11 protein-coding genes are annotated in these 21,263 nt (G+C 36.9%); 5 read left to right on the plus strand and 6 right to left on the minus strand.

Annotated elements, in window-relative coordinates; all coding sequences use genetic code 11:
* Positions 1 to 79 precede the first annotated feature (79 nt).
* A complete protein-coding gene (locus FW781_RS09055) occupies positions 80 to 373 on the minus strand; it encodes a helix-turn-helix domain-containing protein (protein WP_149387095.1) in 294 nt (97 codons plus the stop codon).
* A gap of 185 nt (positions 374 to 558) precedes the next feature.
* Between FW781_RS09055 and ccoN the strand changes: the two genes are divergently transcribed.
* The 5 genes from ccoN to FW781_RS09080 all read left to right on the plus strand — a co-directional run bounded on the left by ccoN (position 559) and on the right by FW781_RS09080 (position 12,344).
* On the plus strand, positions 559 to 2,838 hold the full coding sequence (ccoN, locus tag FW781_RS09060) for a cytochrome-c oxidase, cbb3-type subunit I (protein ID WP_149387096.1): 2,280 nt from the start codon (positions 559 to 561) through the stop codon (positions 2,836 to 2,838).
* A 19-nt stretch (positions 2,839 to 2,857) separates the two neighbouring features.
* The gene (locus FW781_RS09065) at positions 2,858 to 3,745 is read left to right on the plus strand and encodes a cbb3-type cytochrome c oxidase N-terminal domain-containing protein (protein WP_149387097.1); all 888 of its coding nucleotides are present in this window, start codon (positions 2,858 to 2,860) and stop codon (positions 3,743 to 3,745) included.
* A 289-nt stretch (positions 3,746 to 4,034) separates the two neighbouring features.
* A complete protein-coding gene (locus FW781_RS09070; RefSeq protein WP_149387098.1) occupies positions 4,035 to 9,062 on the plus strand; it encodes a translocation/assembly module TamB domain-containing protein in 5,028 nt (1,675 codons plus the stop codon).
* Complete coding sequence (gene tamL, locus FW781_RS09075; RefSeq protein ID WP_149387099.1) at positions 9,062 to 11,389, plus strand: translocation and assembly module lipoprotein TamL; 2,328 nt, start codon at positions 9,062 to 9,064, stop codon at positions 11,387 to 11,389. The genes FW781_RS09070 and tamL overlap by 1 nt, the downstream gene beginning before the upstream one ends.
* Before the next feature lies 1 nt (position 11,390).
* Positions 11,391 to 12,344, plus strand: a complete 954-nt coding sequence (locus FW781_RS09080) for a YihY/virulence factor BrkB family protein (protein ID WP_149387100.1) — start codon at positions 11,391 to 11,393, stop codon at positions 12,342 to 12,344.
* 61 nt (positions 12,345 to 12,405) lie between these two features.
* Here FW781_RS09080 and argS read toward each other — a convergent pair whose 3' ends face one another.
* The 5 genes from argS to FW781_RS09105 all read right to left on the minus strand — a co-directional run bounded on the left by argS (position 12,406) and on the right by FW781_RS09105 (position 21,218).
* Positions 12,406 to 14,166 (minus strand): arginine--tRNA ligase, encoded by a 1,761-nt coding sequence (gene argS, locus FW781_RS09085; RefSeq protein WP_149387101.1) that lies wholly within the window; start codon positions 14,164 to 14,166, stop codon positions 12,406 to 12,408.
* 130 nt (positions 14,167 to 14,296) lie between these two features.
* Positions 14,297 to 14,746, minus strand: coding sequence for a lipocalin-like domain-containing protein (locus FW781_RS09090; RefSeq protein WP_149387102.1), 450 nt, complete (start codon positions 14,744 to 14,746; stop codon positions 14,297 to 14,299).
* 53 nt (positions 14,747 to 14,799) lie between these two features.
* The gene (locus tag FW781_RS09095; protein WP_149387103.1) at positions 14,800 to 16,260 is read right to left on the minus strand and encodes a SusD/RagB family nutrient-binding outer membrane lipoprotein; all 1,461 of its coding nucleotides are present in this window, start codon (positions 16,258 to 16,260) and stop codon (positions 14,800 to 14,802) included.
* A gap of 3 nt (positions 16,261 to 16,263) precedes the next feature.
* Entirely contained in the window at positions 16,264 to 19,221 is a 2,958-nt protein-coding gene (locus FW781_RS09100; protein ID WP_149387104.1) for a SusC/RagA family TonB-linked outer membrane protein, read from the minus strand.
* A gap of 404 nt (positions 19,222 to 19,625) precedes the next feature.
* On the minus strand, positions 19,626 to 21,218 hold the full coding sequence (locus FW781_RS09105; RefSeq protein ID WP_172625689.1) for a SusD/RagB family nutrient-binding outer membrane lipoprotein: 1,593 nt from the start codon (positions 21,216 to 21,218) through the stop codon (positions 19,626 to 19,628).
* Between the last annotated feature and the right edge of the window lie 45 nt (positions 21,219 to 21,263).

Genomic DNA, 21,263 nt, shown 5'->3' on the forward strand with positions numbered 1-21,263 from the left:
TTTGACAAAAAATATGATCTCTTTCAATAGCTGAAGGAGATCATTGTTCTATAATGACTAAAAATGCAAAGTTTGAAACTTATAAAAACTCTTCCGGAATTGAAATATTATTTTTTTTCATATATTCCAAAAGGTCCTGATATTTATCTTCATATGTATCTATTCCACATTTATGCGAAATGCTGCAGATATCGGAAGGCTTGATCTCTAAAATAGTTGATATTTTCGTCAGAATCTCCAGATTGATCTTTACTTTGGAATTCTCAATATCGGAATAAGCTTTCTGGGAGATTCCCATTTCAAAAGCCATGTATTCCTGCGTAAGGTCTTTACTCCTGCGAATTTTCCTGATATTTTGTCCACACACTTTCATCCTTTTTGTTTTAGTAGTTTTCGGTATATTTTAGAAGATTATCTAATAGCCTCTAACAAAGTTAATAAATACCTTTGGCAAAACATTATACACGTTACATGATATTTATTTTCAACATAGAAAAGAGTCAAAAAATAAGCCTTTTTTCAGAGAAAATATCACTTCGGTAAACACTATTGGAATTTATGGAGACGCAAAAATTTAATTATGACAATAATATTGTCAGAGCATTCCTCTATGCGACTATTGCATTCGGACTTGTAGGATTTCTGCTGGGGCTTACAGCTGCATTGATGCTTTTTTATCCTGAATTACCTGAATTTTTATTCGGTACAGATGATACGACAATTAAAAGCTTAGCTTCGGGCAATATTCAGGGACTGATCAATACTCAGGGAGCAATGGGCTTCGGAAGAATCAGAATGCTTCATACCAGTGCTGTAATTTTTGCTTTCGTATGTAATTCCTTTTTCTGCGGTGCTTACTACAGTATGCAAAGACTTCTTAAAACCAGAATGTACAGCGATACGCTTTCATGGATTCATTTCTGGTCATGGCAGCTGATGATCGTCAGTGTAGTGATTACTTTCCTTATGGGAATCAATACTTCTAAAGAATATGCTGAACATGAATGGCCTATTGATATTTTAATTGCATTCTCATGGATCGTTTTTGGGATCAATATGTTCGGAACGATTGCCAAGAGGAGAGTGAGACATTTATATGTAGCGATCTGGTTCTACCTTGCAACCTGGATTGCTGTAGCGATGCTTCACATCTTCAATAACCTGGAAGTTCCGTTATCTTTCACAAGCTGGAAATCTTATTCTGTATATGCAGGTGTAAAAGATGCATTAGTACAATGGTGGTATGGGCACAATGCGGTTGCATTCGTATTAACTACCCCTGTATTAGGTCTGATGTATTACTTTATGCCAAAAGCAGCACAGCGACCGGTATTCTCATACAAACTATCCATTATTCACTTCTGGTCGCTAATCTTTGTATACCTTTGGGCCGGGCCTCACCACCTGCAATATACAGCTTTACCTGCCTGGGCTCAGGCGGTAGGAACAGGGTTCTCTATTATGCTTATTGCACCGTCATGGGGAGGAATGCTGAATGGTCTACTTACTCTGAGAGGAGCATGGGATAAAGTAAGAGAAAATCCAATTCTGAAATTCTTTGTAGTGGCTATTACATGCTATGGTATGGCTACTTTTGAAGGACCTTTATTGGCCACAAAATCATTAAATAAAATCTGTCACTATACCGACTGGGTTATCGGCCACGTACATTTAGGAGCTCTTGGGTGGAATGGTTTCATGGCATTTGGAGTGGTATATTATCTGGTTCCGATCATGTGGAGAACGCCTCTTTGGTCTAAAAAACTGGCCAACTGGCACTTCTGGCTGGGAACATTAGGAATTATTTTCTATGCTGTTCCTATGTATATTTCAGGATTCACACAGGGATTGATGTGGAAACAGTTCAACCCGGACGGAACATTATTGTGGAAAAACTGGCTGGATACCGTTACGGCAATTATTCCTTACTTTAAAATGAGATTCTTAGGAGGTGCACTCTATCTGTCCGGAGCAATTTTAATGGTCATTAACGTTATCAAAACCGTTAAAGCCGGTTCATTCCAGAAAGAAGTTCCTGCGGAAGCTCCTGCATTGGCCAATATCGGCACTTCAAGAAAAGAAGGCGAAGGGGTACACCTGTGGTTGGAAAGAACACCTACCCTTCTTTCTGTATTAGCATTTATCACAATAGCAATCGGTGGATTGGTAGAAATTGTTCCGACACTCTCACTGAAACAAAGTGTTCCGACGATCACGGCAGTAAAACCCTATACACCGCTGGAACTGGAAGGAAGAGATCTTTATATCCGTGAAGGCTGTAATTCATGCCACTCTCAGATGATCAGACCTTTCCGTGATGAAGTGGTAAGATTTGAAGGAAAGAACGGACAGTACTCCAAAGCCGGAGAATTTATTTATGACAGACCTTTCTTATGGGGATCTAAAAGAACAGGACCGGATCTTCACCGAGAAGGAGGAAGAAACCCGGATTCATGGCACTTCAAACATATGTACAACCCAAGAATTACCTCTGCCGGTTCTATCATGCCGCGTTTCCCATGGCTGATTACCAATAAACTGGACCGCGATCAGATGGTAGATAAGATGAAACTGATGAAAAATGCTTTTGATGTTCCATATACAAAAGCGCAGATAGATTCTGCCAACCAATGGGCAGACAACCAATCTAAAGCGATTGTACAGAGAATCTATGCTGAAGCAACGGATGTAAAAGATCAGATGGTAAAAGAAAAAACAGCAAAAGGAACAGCGTATGTACCGCTTGAGCAGAGAGAAATTGTCGCAATGATCGCTTACCTGCAGAGATTAGGTACGGATATTAAAACAACACAGGTACAAACAGCCAGCGTAGAGTAACATTTAAAATTGAATTGCAATGAAAACGAGAACCCCAATTTCAATATATATCGCAACAACGATAGGTTTAACGATCATGGCCTTTGAAATGTTCGCCAGTGATTCAGGATATTTTTCTTCTCCTTTTTTCTGGGCGCTGATATTAATCGCCATTATCCTCCTGCTCATCATGAATTCTATTGGAGATCTGGTGGAAAATGAAAACTTCAACAGATTATCTGAGGAAGAGAAAAAACAATATCTGGAAGAGAAAAAAGTTCCGTATTATCAAAAACTGTGGAATTCCGCCTTCAAAAAGCAAACTGCTACGGAAGAAAAAGATATTCTTATCGACCATGGTTTTGATGGAATTACTGAGCTTGACAATTCACTCCCAAAATGGTGGATCGGACTGTTCTGGTTCGGATGTATCTTCTGTGCCGTTTATCTGGTCGCATTTTCTTTTACAGATTACGCCCATCCGGAAGTAGAATATACCAAAGAAGCCAAAACCATGTTAGCATCTATTGAAGCATATGAAAAAACAGCTCCTCAGATCGATCTGGAATCCGCAAAATACAGTGCTGATAATATCGCAGAAGGCCAGGAGCTTTTCAAAACAAATTGTGTTACCTGCCATGGAGACGGAGGAAAAGGAGGAATTGGTCCGAACCTTACTGACACACACTGGATCAACATGAAAGAAAAAAGTTTATTCAAAAATGTATTCTGGATGCTTGAAAACGGTTCTCCAAACAATCCTACCATGAGACCTTTCATCAAGGAAGGAACCATCACAGGACGAGATGCCGAAAAGATTGCCGCATACATTTACCATATCAACCAGGAAACCGCTCCTATTACAGCAGCACAAGGCGGTGCCGCTCCACAGGGAGAAGAGGTAAAATGGGAAAACGGAAACAACTAAAAAATTATTATCTATCATATAAACCATGCCAAGCCCCCTTTTCTACTACACTAACATTTGAATTTCATTTTTGCTAACTAACCTTTTCAACATTAAAAATGATATAAAGGGGGCTTTTTAAAATAAATATCCATGCCTTGGCTCGTCTTACTCAACTATTCACTTGACAACTACAAACTAAAAATTCCATAATAAGACATCCAAGGCAGGATTTTTGCATTTGCAAAGGATACCACAACAAAGACTAAGTAAAATAGTATTATTATCTTTGTTAGAAACCACCTCGCATTTGAAACTGAAAATCAACACCACAAAAATTTTAAGGCGTATTGTAATAACCTTTATTTCAATATTGGTTTTTCTTACCCTGTTGATATTAAGCTTAAGGCTTCCTGCCGTTCAAAACTTCATCAAAGACAAGCTTATTGTTTACCTTGAGAAAAAAATCAAAACCAAGGTGAGCCTTGAAAAAGTTTACATCGGATTTCCTAACAGTCTTGTCATGGAAAATCTTTATCTCAAAGGGCAGGATGTAGATACTCTTCTCGCAGTGAAGAAACTGGATGTAGGTTTACATATGCTGAAACTCCTCAATTCTACAGCAGACATTACTTCAGTCAGCATGCAAGGAGCCCGTGCTAATGTTGTACGGAAACCGGATGGCAAATTCAATTTCGATTATATCATTGATGCTTTCGCAACCAGTGATAAAGAAGAAAGTTCTTCCAAGCCATTCATTATTTCTCTTGATAAAATCAATTTAAAAGATATTGGAGTAACCTTCAATGATCAACAGTCCAGGAATGATATTCAACTCTATTTTAAGTCGTTTGATACCAGGGTAAAAACTTTTGATCTTAATAAAAACAATTACGCTGTTAATGATATTAACCTTGACGGATTAAAATTAAAGTTAAAACAGGGACTTGTAGAAGAGGTCGCTCAAAAGGTTGAGAAAAAAGTAGACTCTCTCAATGAAAAAAAACCAATGAATATTGAATTGAGAGGCATTAAGCTTACTCATTTCGACATTGACTACGGTGATGAAAATACCAAAACATTTGCAAAAGTTATATTTAAAGAGCTGAGTACAAAGGTCAATAAACTTGATCTTGAAAACAATGCCTACAATATTTCTAATGTATTCCTTTCCGGAGCAGATATTAATGCCAACCTTTATCTTCCCGCTAAGAATGCCAATCCGAAAAAGACAAACGAACCTGAAGTTTCCAAAGCTTCCGATCAGGATAAAGCTATGAAACTTCTTTTAGGAAAACTTGTGTTGAATGATGTAAAGGCAAGCTACAACAATACCGCTATTGCTCCAACCAAACAGGGAATGGACTTCAACCACCTGAATTTTTCAAAAATGAATGTGGAGGTAAGAAGCTTCAAAATGGAGAATAATACTTTTGCAGGCACAGTGAATTCTGCAGAAATCAAAGAGGGAAGAGGATTGGATATTCAGAAATTCAATACGGATTTCGTGTATGCAGAAAAAGAAGCTTACCTCAAAGATCTTTACCTTCAGACTCCGAAAACAATCTTACGTGATGAGGTTATTTTAAACTATAACTCTATCGACCAGCTTAGCTCAAACTTAGGCGCTGTAAAGATTTCGGCCAACATTAAAGATTCAAAAATAGGATTCTCTGACATTCTGAATCTGGTTCCCACTTTAAGAAGTACAGTTCCATTTAATAAATATCCGAACGCTATTCTCAATGTAAACGCTAATGTAAAAGGAAGCGTGAATGACCTTTTAATACGGGATCTTAAAGTTTCAGGGCTGGATCAATTGAGAGTAATGGCATCCGGAAAAATTAAAAATGCGATGAATCCTGATCAGTTGTATTATGATCTGAGAATCGGAGAATTTTCTTCCAGCGCCAAAACAATATTCAATCTTGTCCCGAAAAATACAATTCCTTCCAATATTTCCCTTCCTTCCCATTTCAGCATCAAGGGAAATGCAAAAGGCACAACTAAAGTTGTGAATGCAGATCTGAATCTCTACTCCACACTTGGAAATGCGGCCGTAATTGCCCAAGTAGATATGCGCAGGAAAAATCATGAGTTGTATGATGTAAAAGCAAATCTTCAGGGCATACAGGTAGGAAAAATTATTCAGAATAAAGATATTGGTCCTATTACAGCACAGATTGCTGCAAAAGGAGAAAGTTTTGATTTTAAAAATGCCAATGCAGACTTAAAGGGACATGTTGCCTCTGCAGTCTATAAAGGATACCGCTATCAAAACATGAATCTTACCGGAAAGATCAAGAAAGGAGCTTATCATGTTATTCTTGATTCAAAAGATCCCAATGCCAGTTTACAGCTGACCGCGTCCGGAGTGTATGATGAAAAAAATCCTACGGTAAAAGTGAATGGAGAAGTCATCAAACTGGATGTGAACAAACTTGGTTTCTATGAAAAACCGATGATTATTGCCGGAAAAATTGATGGTGATTTCACCAGCTTAGATCCAAATAATCTGAACGGATATCTAAACCTTAAAGATTTCGCGTTCTCGGATACCAAAGAAGTCTATCCGGTACAGGAAGTGAATCTGAAAGCTTCATCTACTCAGGATTCTACCCAGATTGTTTTCAATTCTCAGGTAGCAGATGTGGAACTCAAGGGTAAATATAAACTTACCCAGATTTTTGGAGCATTAACGAAAACCGTAAATCAGTATTATCAGTTCCAGAAGCCGGATAAAAGCCAGAAAATAGATCCGGGGCAGCATTTTACTTTTACAGCCAAAATCAAAAATGATGATATTATCAGAAAATTTGTTCCGGATCTGAAAGATTTTGAAACCATCAATCTTACAGGAAACTACGATGCGGATTCTCAGAAAATTGAAATTGACGGACAGATTCCGCGATTACTATATGGGGAGAATACTATTGAAAAAGGAGTTTTAAAAGTAACCAATGAAAATCAGGCCTTACAGTACAGCCTGAATGTTGCAGCCTTAAAAAGCTCAAGCTTTTCTCTAAATAAAATCAATATTGACGGAGATGTTGCAGACAATACCATCCGATACAACGTCACTACAAAAGACGAAAAGGATGCTACCCAATTCCTGATTGCAGGAAATGCAAAATCCTTAAATGATATTACAGAGATTTCTCTGAACCCGAATGGCTTAAAGCTTAATTATACAGACTGGAATGTTGCAGAAAACAACAAAATCCAGATCAGCAGCAAAGGAATTCTGGCTGACAATTTCATCCTGTCCAATGGAAACAGTGAAATTGCTGTTCAGTCTGAAAGCACCAGCCCAAGCAGTCCTTTGAACATTTCGTTGAAAGATTTTAAGATTGAAACCATTACGGAACTTATTAAAAAAGATACTGTTCTGGCAAGAGGAACTATTAATGGGACAGCACAGCTTCGTGATGTTACTAAAAATATGACCTTCACTTCGGACCTGAATATTTCTGATTTAATCGTCTACGGAAGTCCTGTCGGAAACCTTGCGGTAAAAGTAAACAATGCTTCACCGAATGTTTTAAATGCTGACATTGCGCTTTCCGGAAATAACAATGATGTAAAAATCCTGGGAGATTATAATACTTCTTCCAGTACTTTCGATCTGAATATGGCGATCAATCAGCTCCAGATGAAGAGTATTCAGGGGTTTTCCATGAATGCAATTACCAATACGGAAGGGTATCTCTCAGGAAATTTAAAGATTACCGGAACTACTGATAAACCTAATATTTTAGGGAAAGTAAAATTCAACGATGCAGGGCTGGAAATAGCCAAAACAGGAAGTGATTTCAGACATCTGAGCGATGAAATAGATTTTACGAGCCGTGGAATTGAGTTTGATAAATTCAAAATCAAAGATAAAGACGGAAATGCCCTTGTTGTGGACGGACAGGTTCTGACACAGACCTACAGAGATTTTGCCTTCAATCTGAATGTCAATGCCAGAGATTTTAAAGTGGTCAATTCAGAAAAATCAAACGATGCGATGATGTATGGTGTTTTGGCCATTGATGCCGGTCTTCATATCCGTGGAAATCTTGACCTTCCTAAAGTAGACGGAAAACTAAATGTGGCAGACAACACAGACTTTACATTTGTTCTTCCTCAATCTTCCCCATCTTTACAGGAAAGAGACGGTATTGTAGAGTTTATAGATCAGGATCAGGTGGTTTTAAATAAAACGATTAAAACAGATTCTCTCGACTCCAAAAGCCGTATCAAAGGAATGGATGTGAGTGTCAATATTGAAGTCAGCAAAGAAGCCAAACTCTCTATTATTATTGATAAAGTAAATGGTGATTTTGTAAAACTTCAGGGAGAAGCTGAACTCACAGGAGGAATTGACCCTTCCGGAAAAATGACATTGGTAGGAGTTTATGAAGTGGAAAAAGGAAGTTATGATCTTTCCGTGAGCTTGCTTAAACGTAAATTTGATATTCAGAAAGGCAGCACGATCACATGGACGGGTGAACCTACTATGGCTCAAATGAATATTACTGCCGTATATAAAACAGAAGCTCCGCCTATTGATCTTTTAGAGCAGCAACTCACCGGAAAAGCAACTTCACAGATGAATCAGTATAAACAAAAGATTCCTTTCAATACTTTATTAAAAATGAAAGGAGAACTGCTGAAACCTCAGCTCTCTTTTGACATTACTACTGATGAAAAGAATAATTCTGTTGCTTCAACGGTAACCGAGGATGTTAATGCAAAACTCGCCCAGCTGAGAACTCAGGAATCTGAAATGAATAAACAGGTATTTGCTTTACTTCTTCTGAACCGTTTCATCGGAGAAAATCCATTTGAAAGCGGTGTAGGAATGTCTGCTGAAACCATGGCAAGACAGAGTGTGAGTAAAATTCTTTCTCAACAACTGAACAATCTTGCCTCCGGACTGATTAAAGGAGTAGACCTGAACTTCGGTCTTGATTCTACTGAAGATTATTCCAGCGGGGAGAAAAATACCCGAACCGACCTTAATGTAGACATCAGTAAAAAGTTACTGAATGACCGACTGAAGGTAACGGTAGGAAGTAATTTCGGACTGGAAGGCCAGGCACGCCAGAACGAAAATATGACCAATATTGCAGGTAATGTTTCTGTGGATTACAGCCTTTCCAAAGACGGAAGATACATGCTGCGGGCTTATCGTAAGGATGAATATCAGGTGGCTCTTCAGGGGCAGATCATAGAGACCGGAGTGGGATTCATTATTACATTGGATTATGACAAATTCCGCGAGATCTTCCAGAAATCTAAAGACAAGAAGCCAAAAAAGAATCAAAATAACCAAGTAGTAGAATTTAAATAATGAGTAATAAGTTCCATATATATTGTAAGTATCTGTTGGTTTCCGGAATGGCATCCACAGTAGTATCGTGCAGTAATACAAGGTTTTTGAAAGAAGGTCAGATGCTCTACACAGGAGCCAAAATAAAGATTGAAAATGATACAATTTCAAAAAAAGAAAAAAATGATCTTCAGGCTGCACTGGAAGCTAATCTCACTCCAAAACCCAATTCTACATTTTTGGGAATGCGTCCAAAGCTGTATTTTTATAATATCGCCAAAGAGCCGAAAAAGGATAAAGGTTTCAATTACTGGCTTAAATATAAAATGGGTGAAAAGCCTGTCTTATTAGGTGATGTAGACCGTGAGTTCAATAAAGATATTATTGTCAATTATTCTGAAAATAAAGGATATTTCAATGCTAAAGCTTCTTATGATACAGTTTCAAAGAACAAAAAAGCGCAGGTAATTTATACGGTAAGACCGGGTTCCAGATATCTGATTGACGGTGTAAAATTCCAGAAGGACTCTACATTGATAAACCAGGAAATTCAGGGTTTAACAAAAAGAACGTTTCTTAAAAACGGAAAACCATTTGATCTGGATGTCATCAAAGCAGAAAGAGAAAGAATTGATAATGGTTTAAAAGAAAGAGGTTTTTATTATTTCCACCCTGATAATATTATCGTACAGGCAGACAGTACCGTAAGTAAAAATCATAAGGTCGAACTTAATGTAAAACTGAAAGACAATACACCTGATTTAGCAACCCAGCAATTCAGCATCAATAATGTTATTGTATTTCCCAATTACAACATTCAGGATGTAAAAGAAGGAAAATACAGCATTCCAATGAATAAAGATTCTCTTTCCAAATATGCATTTGATGATATTTACGTCATTGATCCTCAGCATAAATTCAAACCGAAAATTTTTGACAGAGCTTTATATTTCAAAAAAGGAGATCTTTATAACCGTTCCAATCATAATCTTACACTGAACCGTTTGATCAGTCTCGGTGTCTTTAAATTTGTGAAAAATGAGTTCGTGGTTTCGGATTCATTAAGTCATAAATTTGATGCCTATTATTTATTAACACCAAGACAAATCCAGTCACTTCGCCTGGAAGCTTTAGGAAGAACCAATTCTGCAAATTATGCAGGTAGTGAACTCAATCTGAACTGGACCCACCGGAATTTCTTCAGAGGTGCAGAGCAATTCAAGGCAGCCATCTTTGGAGCTTTTGATTTCCAGATGGGAGGTGCTCAGGATGCCAATAATATTTTCCGTGCAGGAGCGAATGCACAGCTTTCTATCCCGAGAATTGTAGCGCCTTTCCGTTTTCATTCTTCCAGTGAATTTGTTCCGAGAACGAATATCACATTGGGATATGAATTCCAGAACAGAACAAAATATTACACCTTAAATAACTTCACCGGATCATTTGGATATTTGTGGAAAGAAAATGCAAGAAAGGAACATGATCTCAAAGTAATTGATATTACATTGGTTTCTCCGGCAAATGTTACGGATGAATACAAAAAAATATCTGCTACCAATCCTGCCATGCAGAGAATTGTAGATAAACAGTTAATTTTTGGTCCTACTTATTCTTTCACGTATACCAACACGATGCTTCCAAAGACCAATACCGTTTATTATAAAGGAACGCTTGATCTTGCAGGAAATATTACAGGGTTGGTAACCGGAGCTGATGTAAAAAAAGATAAGGAAAAGAAAATATTCGGTATTCCTTTCAGCCAGTATGTGAAGATTGAAAACGATTTCAGATTTTACCATAAATTCACTGAGAAATCTTCGCTGGCAACAAGGTTTATCGGAGGAATTGCTTATCCATACGGAAATTCAGAATATATTCCTTTCTCCAAACAGTTTTTCTCAGGAGGCAGTAACAGTATCAGAGCGTTCCGTGCAAGAACATTAGGACCGGGAAGCTTTGATCCGAGAACTATTGATAAGGGAGCGTATTTTGATCAGTCCGGAGATGTGAAGCTGGAATTAAATGCTGAATACCGAGCTAATCTTTATAAATTTTTAAATGCTGCCGTTTTTGTTGATGCAGGAAATATCTGGCTGCTTCATGACGATTCCACAAGACCGGGCGCTAAGTTTTCAAAAGATTTTTTAAATGAAATTGCGGTGGGAGCCGGAGTGGGTCTGAGACTGGATTTCTCTATCCTGATTCTAAGACTGGATCTTGCTATGCCACTGAGAGTTCCTTATTACGAAAAAGGAGACAGATGGGCCTTCGATAAAATTAATTTCGGAGACTCAAGCTGGAGGAAAGATAACCTTGTTTTAAATATTGCCATCGGATATCCTTTTTAATATGATCAAAAGTGCTAAATTTTTCTGGGAGGTTCTGAAAGACACATTTACAGAATGGAACAATTCTACTGCATCAAAAGATTCAGCAAGTCTGGCCTATTATGCTATCTTTTCTATCCCCGGATTATTGATTATTATTATTTGGGTGCTTGGGAATTTCTTTGGTGAAGAAGCCATTCGCGGGCAGATCAGCACGCAGATCAGTGGTATTATGGGACCAGATGTAGCTAAAAGTATTGAAGGAATGCTTGCCGGTGCTTTGATTGACAAAAAGAATATTTTTATGAAAGCAGTGGGAGTCGGATCCTTAGTTTTCGGTTCTACGACACTCTTTTTTCAACTTCAGCATTCATTAAATTCGCTTTGGGAAGTAGAAGCTGCTCCCAAAAAGGCATTGATTAAGTTCCTTTTGGACAGAGCTAACTCTCTGGGAATGATTCTTATTATGGGATTTCTTTTGATGATCACCATGGTTTTATCTTCCCTGATTAGTCTTTTCAATCAGATTATTACCAGATATTTTGGTTTTGAAACTTATATGCTGGTAGAGTTTGTAAATTTTGCTGTAGGATTTGGGCTGGTCATGCTTTTATTTGCTTTAATGTTTAAAGTGCTGCCGGATGTTTTGATCAGCTGGAAACCGGTATGGAAAGGAGCATTTCTGACAACCGTTTTATTTACCCTCGGAAAGTTTTTATTAAGTCTTTATTTTAACCAGGTGAAGCCTACCTCAGCCTTTGGAGCTGCCGGAACAGTCATTTTGATTATGATGTGGATCAACTATTCCTGTATGCTGATCTTTTTTGGCGCCGTATTCACCAAAGTTTATACTTACAAAAAGGGATATAAAGCCATTCTTTCCAAGCATGCACGATGGACTCCAGCCAAGTTATATGCAGATAGTCTGAAGCAGATGAGCAACCAGCAAACTTCAGAAATTTCAGATTCAAAATAATTCTAAAATATTAAACGTACTTATAATAAAAAGCCTCCTGAAATTCAGGAGGCTTTTATTTTTACATTCTGTTTACGGTTCCGATTCCCAGTAGTTCCAATGATTTTTTGATCGTCTTTGCTGTGATATCTGAAATATTTAAACGGAATTGTTTTACATTTTCATCTTCCTGATTCAGAATTGGGTTATTCTGATAGAAAGAATTATAGGCCTTTACCAGGTCATAAACATAGTTTGCCACCAAAGCCGGACTTAATGTCTCCGCTGATTTGGCTACTACAGTTTTAAAGTTGGTCAGCTGCATAATCAATTCCTTTTCGGATTGATTCAATTCAATATCAGCTGTTTCTGTTTGCAAAGCACCTGCTTTAGACAACAATGACTGAATACGAGCATAAGTATACTGAATAAATGGCCCTGTATTTCCGTTAAAATCAATACTTTCTGCCGGGTTGAAAAGCATTTTTTTCTTAGGATCTACTTTAAGCATAAAATATTTCAATGCACCCAAACCTACTGTTTCATAAGATATCTCCTTATCTTCTTCGGAAAGTGTCTCCAATTTTCCTAATTCCTGAGCTTTAGATTTTGCGGTCTCATACATTTCCTGCATCAGGTCATCGGCGTCAACTACAGTTCCTTCACGGGATTTCATTTTACCTTCAGGAAGCTCTACCATTCCGTAAGAAAGGTGGAACAGCTGATCAGCCCATTCATATCCTAATTTTTTCAGAATTTTAAATAAAACCTGGAAGTGATAATCCTGCTCATTACCTACAGTATAAATCAGTTTCTGGATATTATTTTGCTTAAAACGTTCAACTGCCGTTCCAAGATCCTGTGTCATATAAACTGATGTACCGTCTGAACGTAACAGCAGTTTCTGATCAAGCCCTTCGTCGGTAAGATCACACCAGACAGAACCGTCTTCTTTCTGATACAGAACACCTTTATCTAATCCAGCCTGAATAAGATCTTTTCCTAAAATATAAGTATTACTTTCATATTGAACCTGATCAAAATCAACACCCAGTCTTTTATAAGTTTCATTGAATCCTTTGTAAACCCATGAATTCATCTCTTCCCAAAGTGCTCTTACCATTGCATCGCCATTTTCCCAATCCAGAAGCATTTTCTGTGCTTCTTTCATCACCGGAGCATCTTTTTTAGCCTGCTCCTCTCCTATACCCTGTTCTACAAGCTCAGCAATTTCCTTTTTATAGTTTTTGTCAAATTCTACGTAATAGTTTCCAACAAATTTATCTCCTTTGGTATTGGTTGTTTCTGGAGTTTCTCCGTTTCCGAATTTCTCCCAAGCCAGCATAGATTTGCAGATATGAATTCCTCTGTCATTAATGATCTGAGTTTTGATTACGTCATACCCGGCTTCTTTTAAAATCTGAGCTACAGAGAATCCTAACAGGTTATTTCTGATGTGTCCCAAGTGCAAAGGTTTATTCGTATTCGGTGAAGAATATTCTACCATTACTGTGGCATTTTTCTTTTCTATAACAGAAAAATTTTTGCTTACAGATCTGAAGTTATCTACAAACAATTGATTTTTAACCTTAACATTAAGGAAACCTTTTACGACATTAAAACTTTCAAAAATTTCCGTCTGCTCTGTCAAAGCTTCACCTAATTCAACTCCGATGCTCTCTGGATTTTTTTTCAACTGTTTCACCAACGGAAAAGTAACAATGGTAAAATCGCCCTCAAATTCCGTTTTATTTTCCTGAACTTCCAGCTTGATGTCTTTTAACTGATATACATTTAAAATAACTTCTGAAAGTTTTTCTTCTATAATATATTTAATATTCATGTTTGTAAATTCTCTTTTTAATGCTTATTGCTGAAACATTTTACCGTGTGTTTCCGCTCAAAATCTGAGTTACAAATATACGGAAATAAAAAAACCGCCCGAAGGCGGTTTTATAGGTAAACAAGAATATTTATTCTTTTCTGAAAACAAGGACAGCTTCGTCATTTCCAGGTGTATTATCCAGGTTTTTGCTGTTGTCATTAATTCTGAGTTCAGTATTGGAATAAGAATCTATTTCTTTTTTCAATGTCTTGGAAACTCCTGCTTCTGTGTAAGTAAGAGTTAATGTCTGATACATTTTATCAAAGGTCCATTTTCCTCCAAAAGAATCAAACAAATTACAATTTCCGGAAGAAGAAGAGATATCATATCTTTCATAAGATCCTGAGAAATCCTGATTTATAAATATGATTCCTTTCTTTTCGCAATCAGTCAGCACTATATCTTTACCTTTGAACTCGTACTTATATGGTTTCCAGCTTCCATTAATACTTACATCTTCATTTACAACCGTACGATCATCATCACTTGAACATGATGCAATGCCCATTAAAAGAAGAATTCCTATAAAAAATCTCATATAAAAGTTTTTATATTCTTCAAGCCATAAACAGGCTTGAAGAATTATTATTATTAAAATTTATCCCAAAATAATTTGGTTGATACCTTATCACCTCCAATTTTTGAAGCAGCAGCATTTACATTATTAGCATTAAGAAGATATTCCTGATCAGAATATTTCATTCTTACTGGTACTGATTCTACTACAGAACCTCCAGGATTTACAAATACAGGGAAGTCTAATCTTCTTGCAAAGTTCCATGCCTGGAATCCTTTATTGAACATTGCTATCCAAGCTTGCTCACCTACAGATTTTTTCCAGTTAGCAGCATTATATGGATTAGCAGCTATAAAAGTATTTGCAGTAGCTTCAGTAATACCATACTCAGTCATTGATGCTTTAATTGCAGATTCATATAAATTAGCCGCAGTATCACCAACGCTGAAACCTCTTGCAGCAGCTTCAGTTCTTAAAAACTGAATTTCAGAATAATCTAATAAAAAGCCTTGTGCATTTTCTCCAGAAATTACGTTTGTAAAGTGAGAGTAATCTTTGAAAATATTCTGGTCTCCATAAACTCCACCAACATAAGCACCAGCAACCTGTGTAAACCACGTTGCTCTTCTTGGATCTGAAGTAGTATTCATAAAATCAACTAGAACATCTGACGGAATAAAGTCATTTCTACCAGATTGAATAACATCCTGATACACAGGATTTGACAGCAATCCCGATGGAAAAGTCTGCAGTCCGAAATTATCCATTTTGCCAGTAAATAATCCCGCAGTGTAAGCTGCTTCTGCATATGTTTTAGCCAATGCAGGGTCGCTATCCGCTAAAGTTACAGCCATTCTGAATTTCAATGAATTACCCATTTTCTTCCATTTAGTCATGTCTCCTTTGTAGATCAAATCCTTGTCATATCCACTACCAGAAGTATTAATCATAGCAACAGCAGCATCAATTCTTTTGATAAGATCCAGATACACTGTTTTTGCATCATCATAAGGAATTTCCGCACTTCCTGGATTTTCAGCGGTAGCTTTCAATGCTCCGAAATAAGGGATATCACCATACGTGTCAACCAAATTAGCCCATGCATAAACATTTACTAATTCAATCATAGCAATATTGTTATTTTTAGTAACGGGATCTACTCCTTCGGTCTCAAGAAACCTTCTGGCATCTCTTAATGCAGATAATACTCCTGGAGAATTAATTGTAGCTGATGCAGATGCCATCATACGGTTATAATGATTCCTTGGAATTGGTCTCGTCACCATATCATAGTTCGTCTCATCAGTATAAGTAGTTTCTGACCACTGCTGCGTAAAAAACCTGGTAATGTTACGGTTTACATTGGCAGACAATAGCTGGTCAAGAAGTGCATGTTCAGCACTGGCAAAAAGTACTCCTGACGGAACTTCAGTTGGGTGTTTAGGGTCTTCATTTAGTGACGTGATGTCTCTTTCACAAGATGTAAAAGTTAACGATAATGAAGCTAAACCTATAATTAAAAATATTTTTTTCATTTTCTAGAATTTTAAAGTTATATCAATCCCAATATCACGGGTAGTAGGTAGTACTCCGATAGAATTACCTTTAGCTCCTAAACCATTCCCAGTACCCGCTTCCGGATCTGCATAAGGTAAGTTTTTGTGGATAATCCAAAGGTTTCTACCTACAATTGAAATTTTTGCATCACGAATAGCAGTATTAGCCAGAACAGATTTAGGAAGGTTATACCCTATACTTGCTTCTCTAAGTTTTACATAAGATGCATCATAAACAAATCTTTTATTCGGCATTCTTCTATATCCGTCTACGTTACCAAAAGATCCCGGATTAATCGCAGGGGTCGTATTTACATTTCCATTCGGGTTAACACCTGGATGTACGAATCCACCCTCTCTATAATCAGCTGTTTCTGCATAAAGACCAGTTGCTAATCCGTAATACATATCAGTAGAGAATACATCTCCTCCTTTTTTCACATCAATAAGGAAACTTACTGAGAAATCTTTATAACGGAAGCTGTTTCTGATACCACCTACCCAGTCTGGTGTGATATTTCCTATTACCTGATTATTATTTCTTAAATAGCGACCTGTAGCTGGATCAATTACTCTATCGCCATTCGCATTATATACATAATCTGATCCTACCAAAGCTCCAAAAGATTCTCCTACACGTGCATTAAGAGAAACCCCACCCTGATAACTTGCTATTAAGTAATTCTGAGAATCACCATTTAATGCAATAACTTTATTCTCATTTTTAGACCAGTTCACATTCACATCCCATGTAAAATTATCTGTTTTAAATGGTGTACCATTTAACTGTACTTCGACCCCTTTATTGTCAATCTGTCCCGCATTTACAAGGAATGTTCTATATCCTGTTGCAGAAGAAACCGGCAAGTTGATAATCTGGTCAAATGTTCTTGTTTTATAGATTGCGATGTCAAAACCTAGCCTATTTTTGAAAAACTGTGCTTCCATACCGAATTCAGTTTCCTTAGATCTTTGAGGTTTTAAATTTGGATTTGCAAGGAAATAAGGCTGGTCAAATAAACCTTCACCTCTTGCTTTGAAAGTATTTACCAATCTGTAATTGTTGGTAGAAGAACCTACTTCAGCGTAGTTTGCTCTCAATTTCCAGAAGCTTAACCATGGTTGTTTTACAAATTCGGATAGAATAACAGCACCTGTAACCGAAGGATATCCATAGCTGTTATTTCCTTTTGGTAAGTTAGACGATTGGTCTACACGGTAAGTACCATCCACAAATAAGAAGTTCTTATACCCAAAGGATGCTGTTGCATATAAACTGGAAGTAACCCATTTTGCATAATTTTCATCAGGTGGAAGTATCGTTCTTACAGAGTTGGATATAGCAAAAAGCCCAGGTTTAGATAGACCTCCTTCTGTACTCATAAAAATATTATCCACAAGGTTTCTTCTAACGTTCCCCCCTGCAATACCGCTAACACTTAGATCTGAAGTAATATCAACCTTGTAATTAGCAAATAAATCAAAGTTGATCTCAGTGTTTTTCACATTGGTTCTTGCGTATCCCGAACTTACATTAAGCCCGGATGCACCAAATGCCTGAGGAAGCGATCCATTCATTAATCTCTCTTCTACAACCATCTGTAAATCATCATAAGATAGTTTTCCTGTGATTCCAAAATTTTTGGAAACATCATATTTTAATTGGGCATAACTGAATATTCTGGTCCTGTCATCAGACTGATAATTCTGATATCTCTGGAAATACGGATTGTTCCAATATTGAGGAGTTCCATCAGCCGCTGTAGATCTGTTCCAGGAAAAGTTACTATTTCCATTGTTAGCATAAGCATCTCTTAATGCCAACACATCTACGTTGGTCTGCCACCACTGTCTGAAACCAGAAACAATATTATCTGAATAGCCCGTTTCATTACGCCCTCTCGTATCTTGTAAAGTTAAAGTTGTGAAAACAGAGGCATGTAATTTATCTGTAAAATCGTGATTGAATTTCGCAGAAATTGTATTTTTTTTAAGTTCAGAGTTAGGCATCAAACCATTAGAAAGCATATTGGAATATGACAAGGAAAGATTTGAAGTTTTGTTTCCTTTTTCAATGGTAATTGTATTAATGTATGTGACTGGTGTTTCAAAGAATTTAATAGGTCCATTTTTTGCAGCAACCCAAGGTGTAGCTTTTCCATAGTTTGGAGAAGAAGGATCAAATGAATCCCATTGGTAAACCAATTGGTTGGGATTAAATGCAGGTCCGTAAGATGCGTCATCTACAAAGTTAGCATAATTGTAACCTCCAGGTCCCGGATCTTCGTTCCATGCCTGGCCACCATATCCTGCTCCATATTTTTTCTGATAAGTTGGGAATGTAGACTTATCGATAAATCCTGCTGTAATTCCTGAATTTAAAGTAACCCCCCAGCTTCCGTCGTTATTTCCTCTTCCGCTTTTAGTTACAATCAGGATTACCCCATCACTTCCTCTTTCACCATACAAAGCAGATGCAGCAGCACCTTTCAATACGTTTACAGATTCTATATCTTCCTGATTGATGTCTGAAAGAAAGTTACCATAATCGAATGTAGACCCGGTTACAGTGTTATTGTTAACGGGTGAACCATCAATTACAATAAGTGGAGAACCTCCTGATAAAGATTTATATCCTCTGATCAAAAGGTTTGCAGATCCGCCAAAGTTGTTGTTTGTATTTACCTGTAGTCCGGCCACCTTCCCTGAAAGAAGAGATGCTACGTTACCGGTATTGGTAGTTCCTCCGGTTAACTCTGCTGCTTTTACTTCTTCGGAAGCATAACCAAGAGATTTCTTCTCTCTTTTAATTCCGAGTGCGGTTACCACCACCCCCTCAATTTCTTTTGTTTTAATAGTATCATTCTTTTGCTGGGCGTTTGCAACAGCTATGGAAGAAGACAGTACTAAAACAAGAAGACTTGCTGTTAGTTTCTTCATATCAAATTAATTTTTGTGACTTTACAAATTTGTAAAACTTTCTTAATACCACAAAGCAAAATTTAAAAAAATTACAATTTATTCAATATTTTGAAATAAAAACAACGATGCAAACATTAAAATTAGTTAAAAAACAAATATTTAACAAAAACAAATTACTTAATTGTTAATTTCATTTAAGAAATAATAACAATCATTTAAATTGATAATATCTATATTAAATCACAAACCAAGAGGAATTAAACGATTTGAATGTCAACAACTTGAAAGCCTGAAAAAGATAAAAAGCATAAATACTTCAAGCAGATGCTATGTTGGGCATATTTTTATATTTAAGGAAATATTAGATCTTAAAACAAAAAAACCGCCCGAAGGCGGTAAAAATATATTAAAAATTTGTAAGATTAATTTTGATTCCAGAAAGGTGTATATTGATTTTTAGTAAATACAACATCACTTGCAATGTTTGGTACATTTGCTGAGTTTGTCGCAAATTCAGAATTAGGATAAACCAATCTATATGGCCTTCTTGATTTTACAGCATTTACAGCTAAAGGATTATAAGGAAGTTCGGTTCTGTTATACTCAATATACATTTCAGTAGGATTCACATTAGTAAGAGCCAACCATTTTTGAGTCATGATTGCTTCCATTTTTTGTGCATCAGTACCTACCCAGCCCAAACCAGGTCTTGTAGAAATATTTGTAATATATGTACCCATATTTACTGGGGTAACTCCTACCCACAGACCTGAAGCAGTAACCCCATCATTGAAGGCTGTCTGCCCACCAGTAAATAATGCAGGATATTTTAAAGATGCTTCTGCCAGCATTAGTTTTGCTTCTGCCAAAGACATAATAACACCTCCTCTGGCATTTGATGCATTAAGAACACCTGTAACATTACTAACTGGAGTACCTCCTGAAAAATTCCCTGCAGCAAGTTTTGATACATTTTGGTTATCTGTAGGAGCACCAGGTTGACCTGAGGTAGCACCTTGTCTCACACCTTTTACCTGACCAACACTATTGTAGGTTATGCTAGTGAATAATCTGAATCTACGAGGATCAACTAGTCCATTAAATTTCTGATATTGCGGTGCTGTATTCCCCAAGTTATTACCATTTAAAGCAATAGCAATGTGTTCTGAAGCTGTAATTACAATATGATTCTGAACTTCAGTAGGAGTAGAGTTATAATAATAATTAAATGCAAATGGATTCAACTTATCATTATTGGCAGTAGAATAACCAGGTTTTTCAACAACATCTGAACTTATTAAATTAGCTCCCAAGTTAGTGCTAGAGCTTAATGCTGCAAGATGTCCATCACGATAAGCAGCAAGATCACCCGTTACTTTTGACATTCTTAGTAAATATCTAAGTTTTACAGTCTGAGCAAATGCCTTCCATTTAGTCATATCGCCTCCAAAAACAATATCCTTTTCTGCCGGATTTACAGCATTATCTTCTTCTGCATCGATAAGAGCTACTGCTTCATCAAGATTACCTATAAGAGACTTATAAATATCTACATCCTTATCATATTTAGGAGCAAGGTTATTTTGCCCCTTAAATGCTTCTGTATAAGGAGCGTTACCATAAAGGTCAACGATATACTGCATATAGAAAGCTTTCATAACTTTCGCCATAGCAATATAATTATCTTGTGAATGATTACCGTTTGGATATCTTTCAATTACCACAAAGTTATTGACATTCTGGTAAATATTATCCCAAATACCATCATAAAACTGGCTATTTACAGCTGATAAAGAAAATTCATTGGGATATAGCCCACCATAATGATATACATCTCCCGCCCAGGAGTTCATCATTAAATTACCAAACTGCATCATATCACCAGCCTGCGCTCTATAAGACTGAGCAACAGCTCCTGGGAAAATTAATTCCGGGGTTATATTCTCAGCGTGAATAGAATTGGGGTTTTCATTAATATCGAGATAATTATTACAAGATGTTAATGAAGCTACCACAATAAGTGATGAGATTATATATTTAATTTTATTCATTTTTAGAAT

The organism is Chryseobacterium panacisoli (genome assembly GCF_008274625.1).
Lineage (GTDB): Bacteria > Bacteroidota > Bacteroidia > Flavobacteriales > Weeksellaceae > Chryseobacterium > Chryseobacterium panacisoli.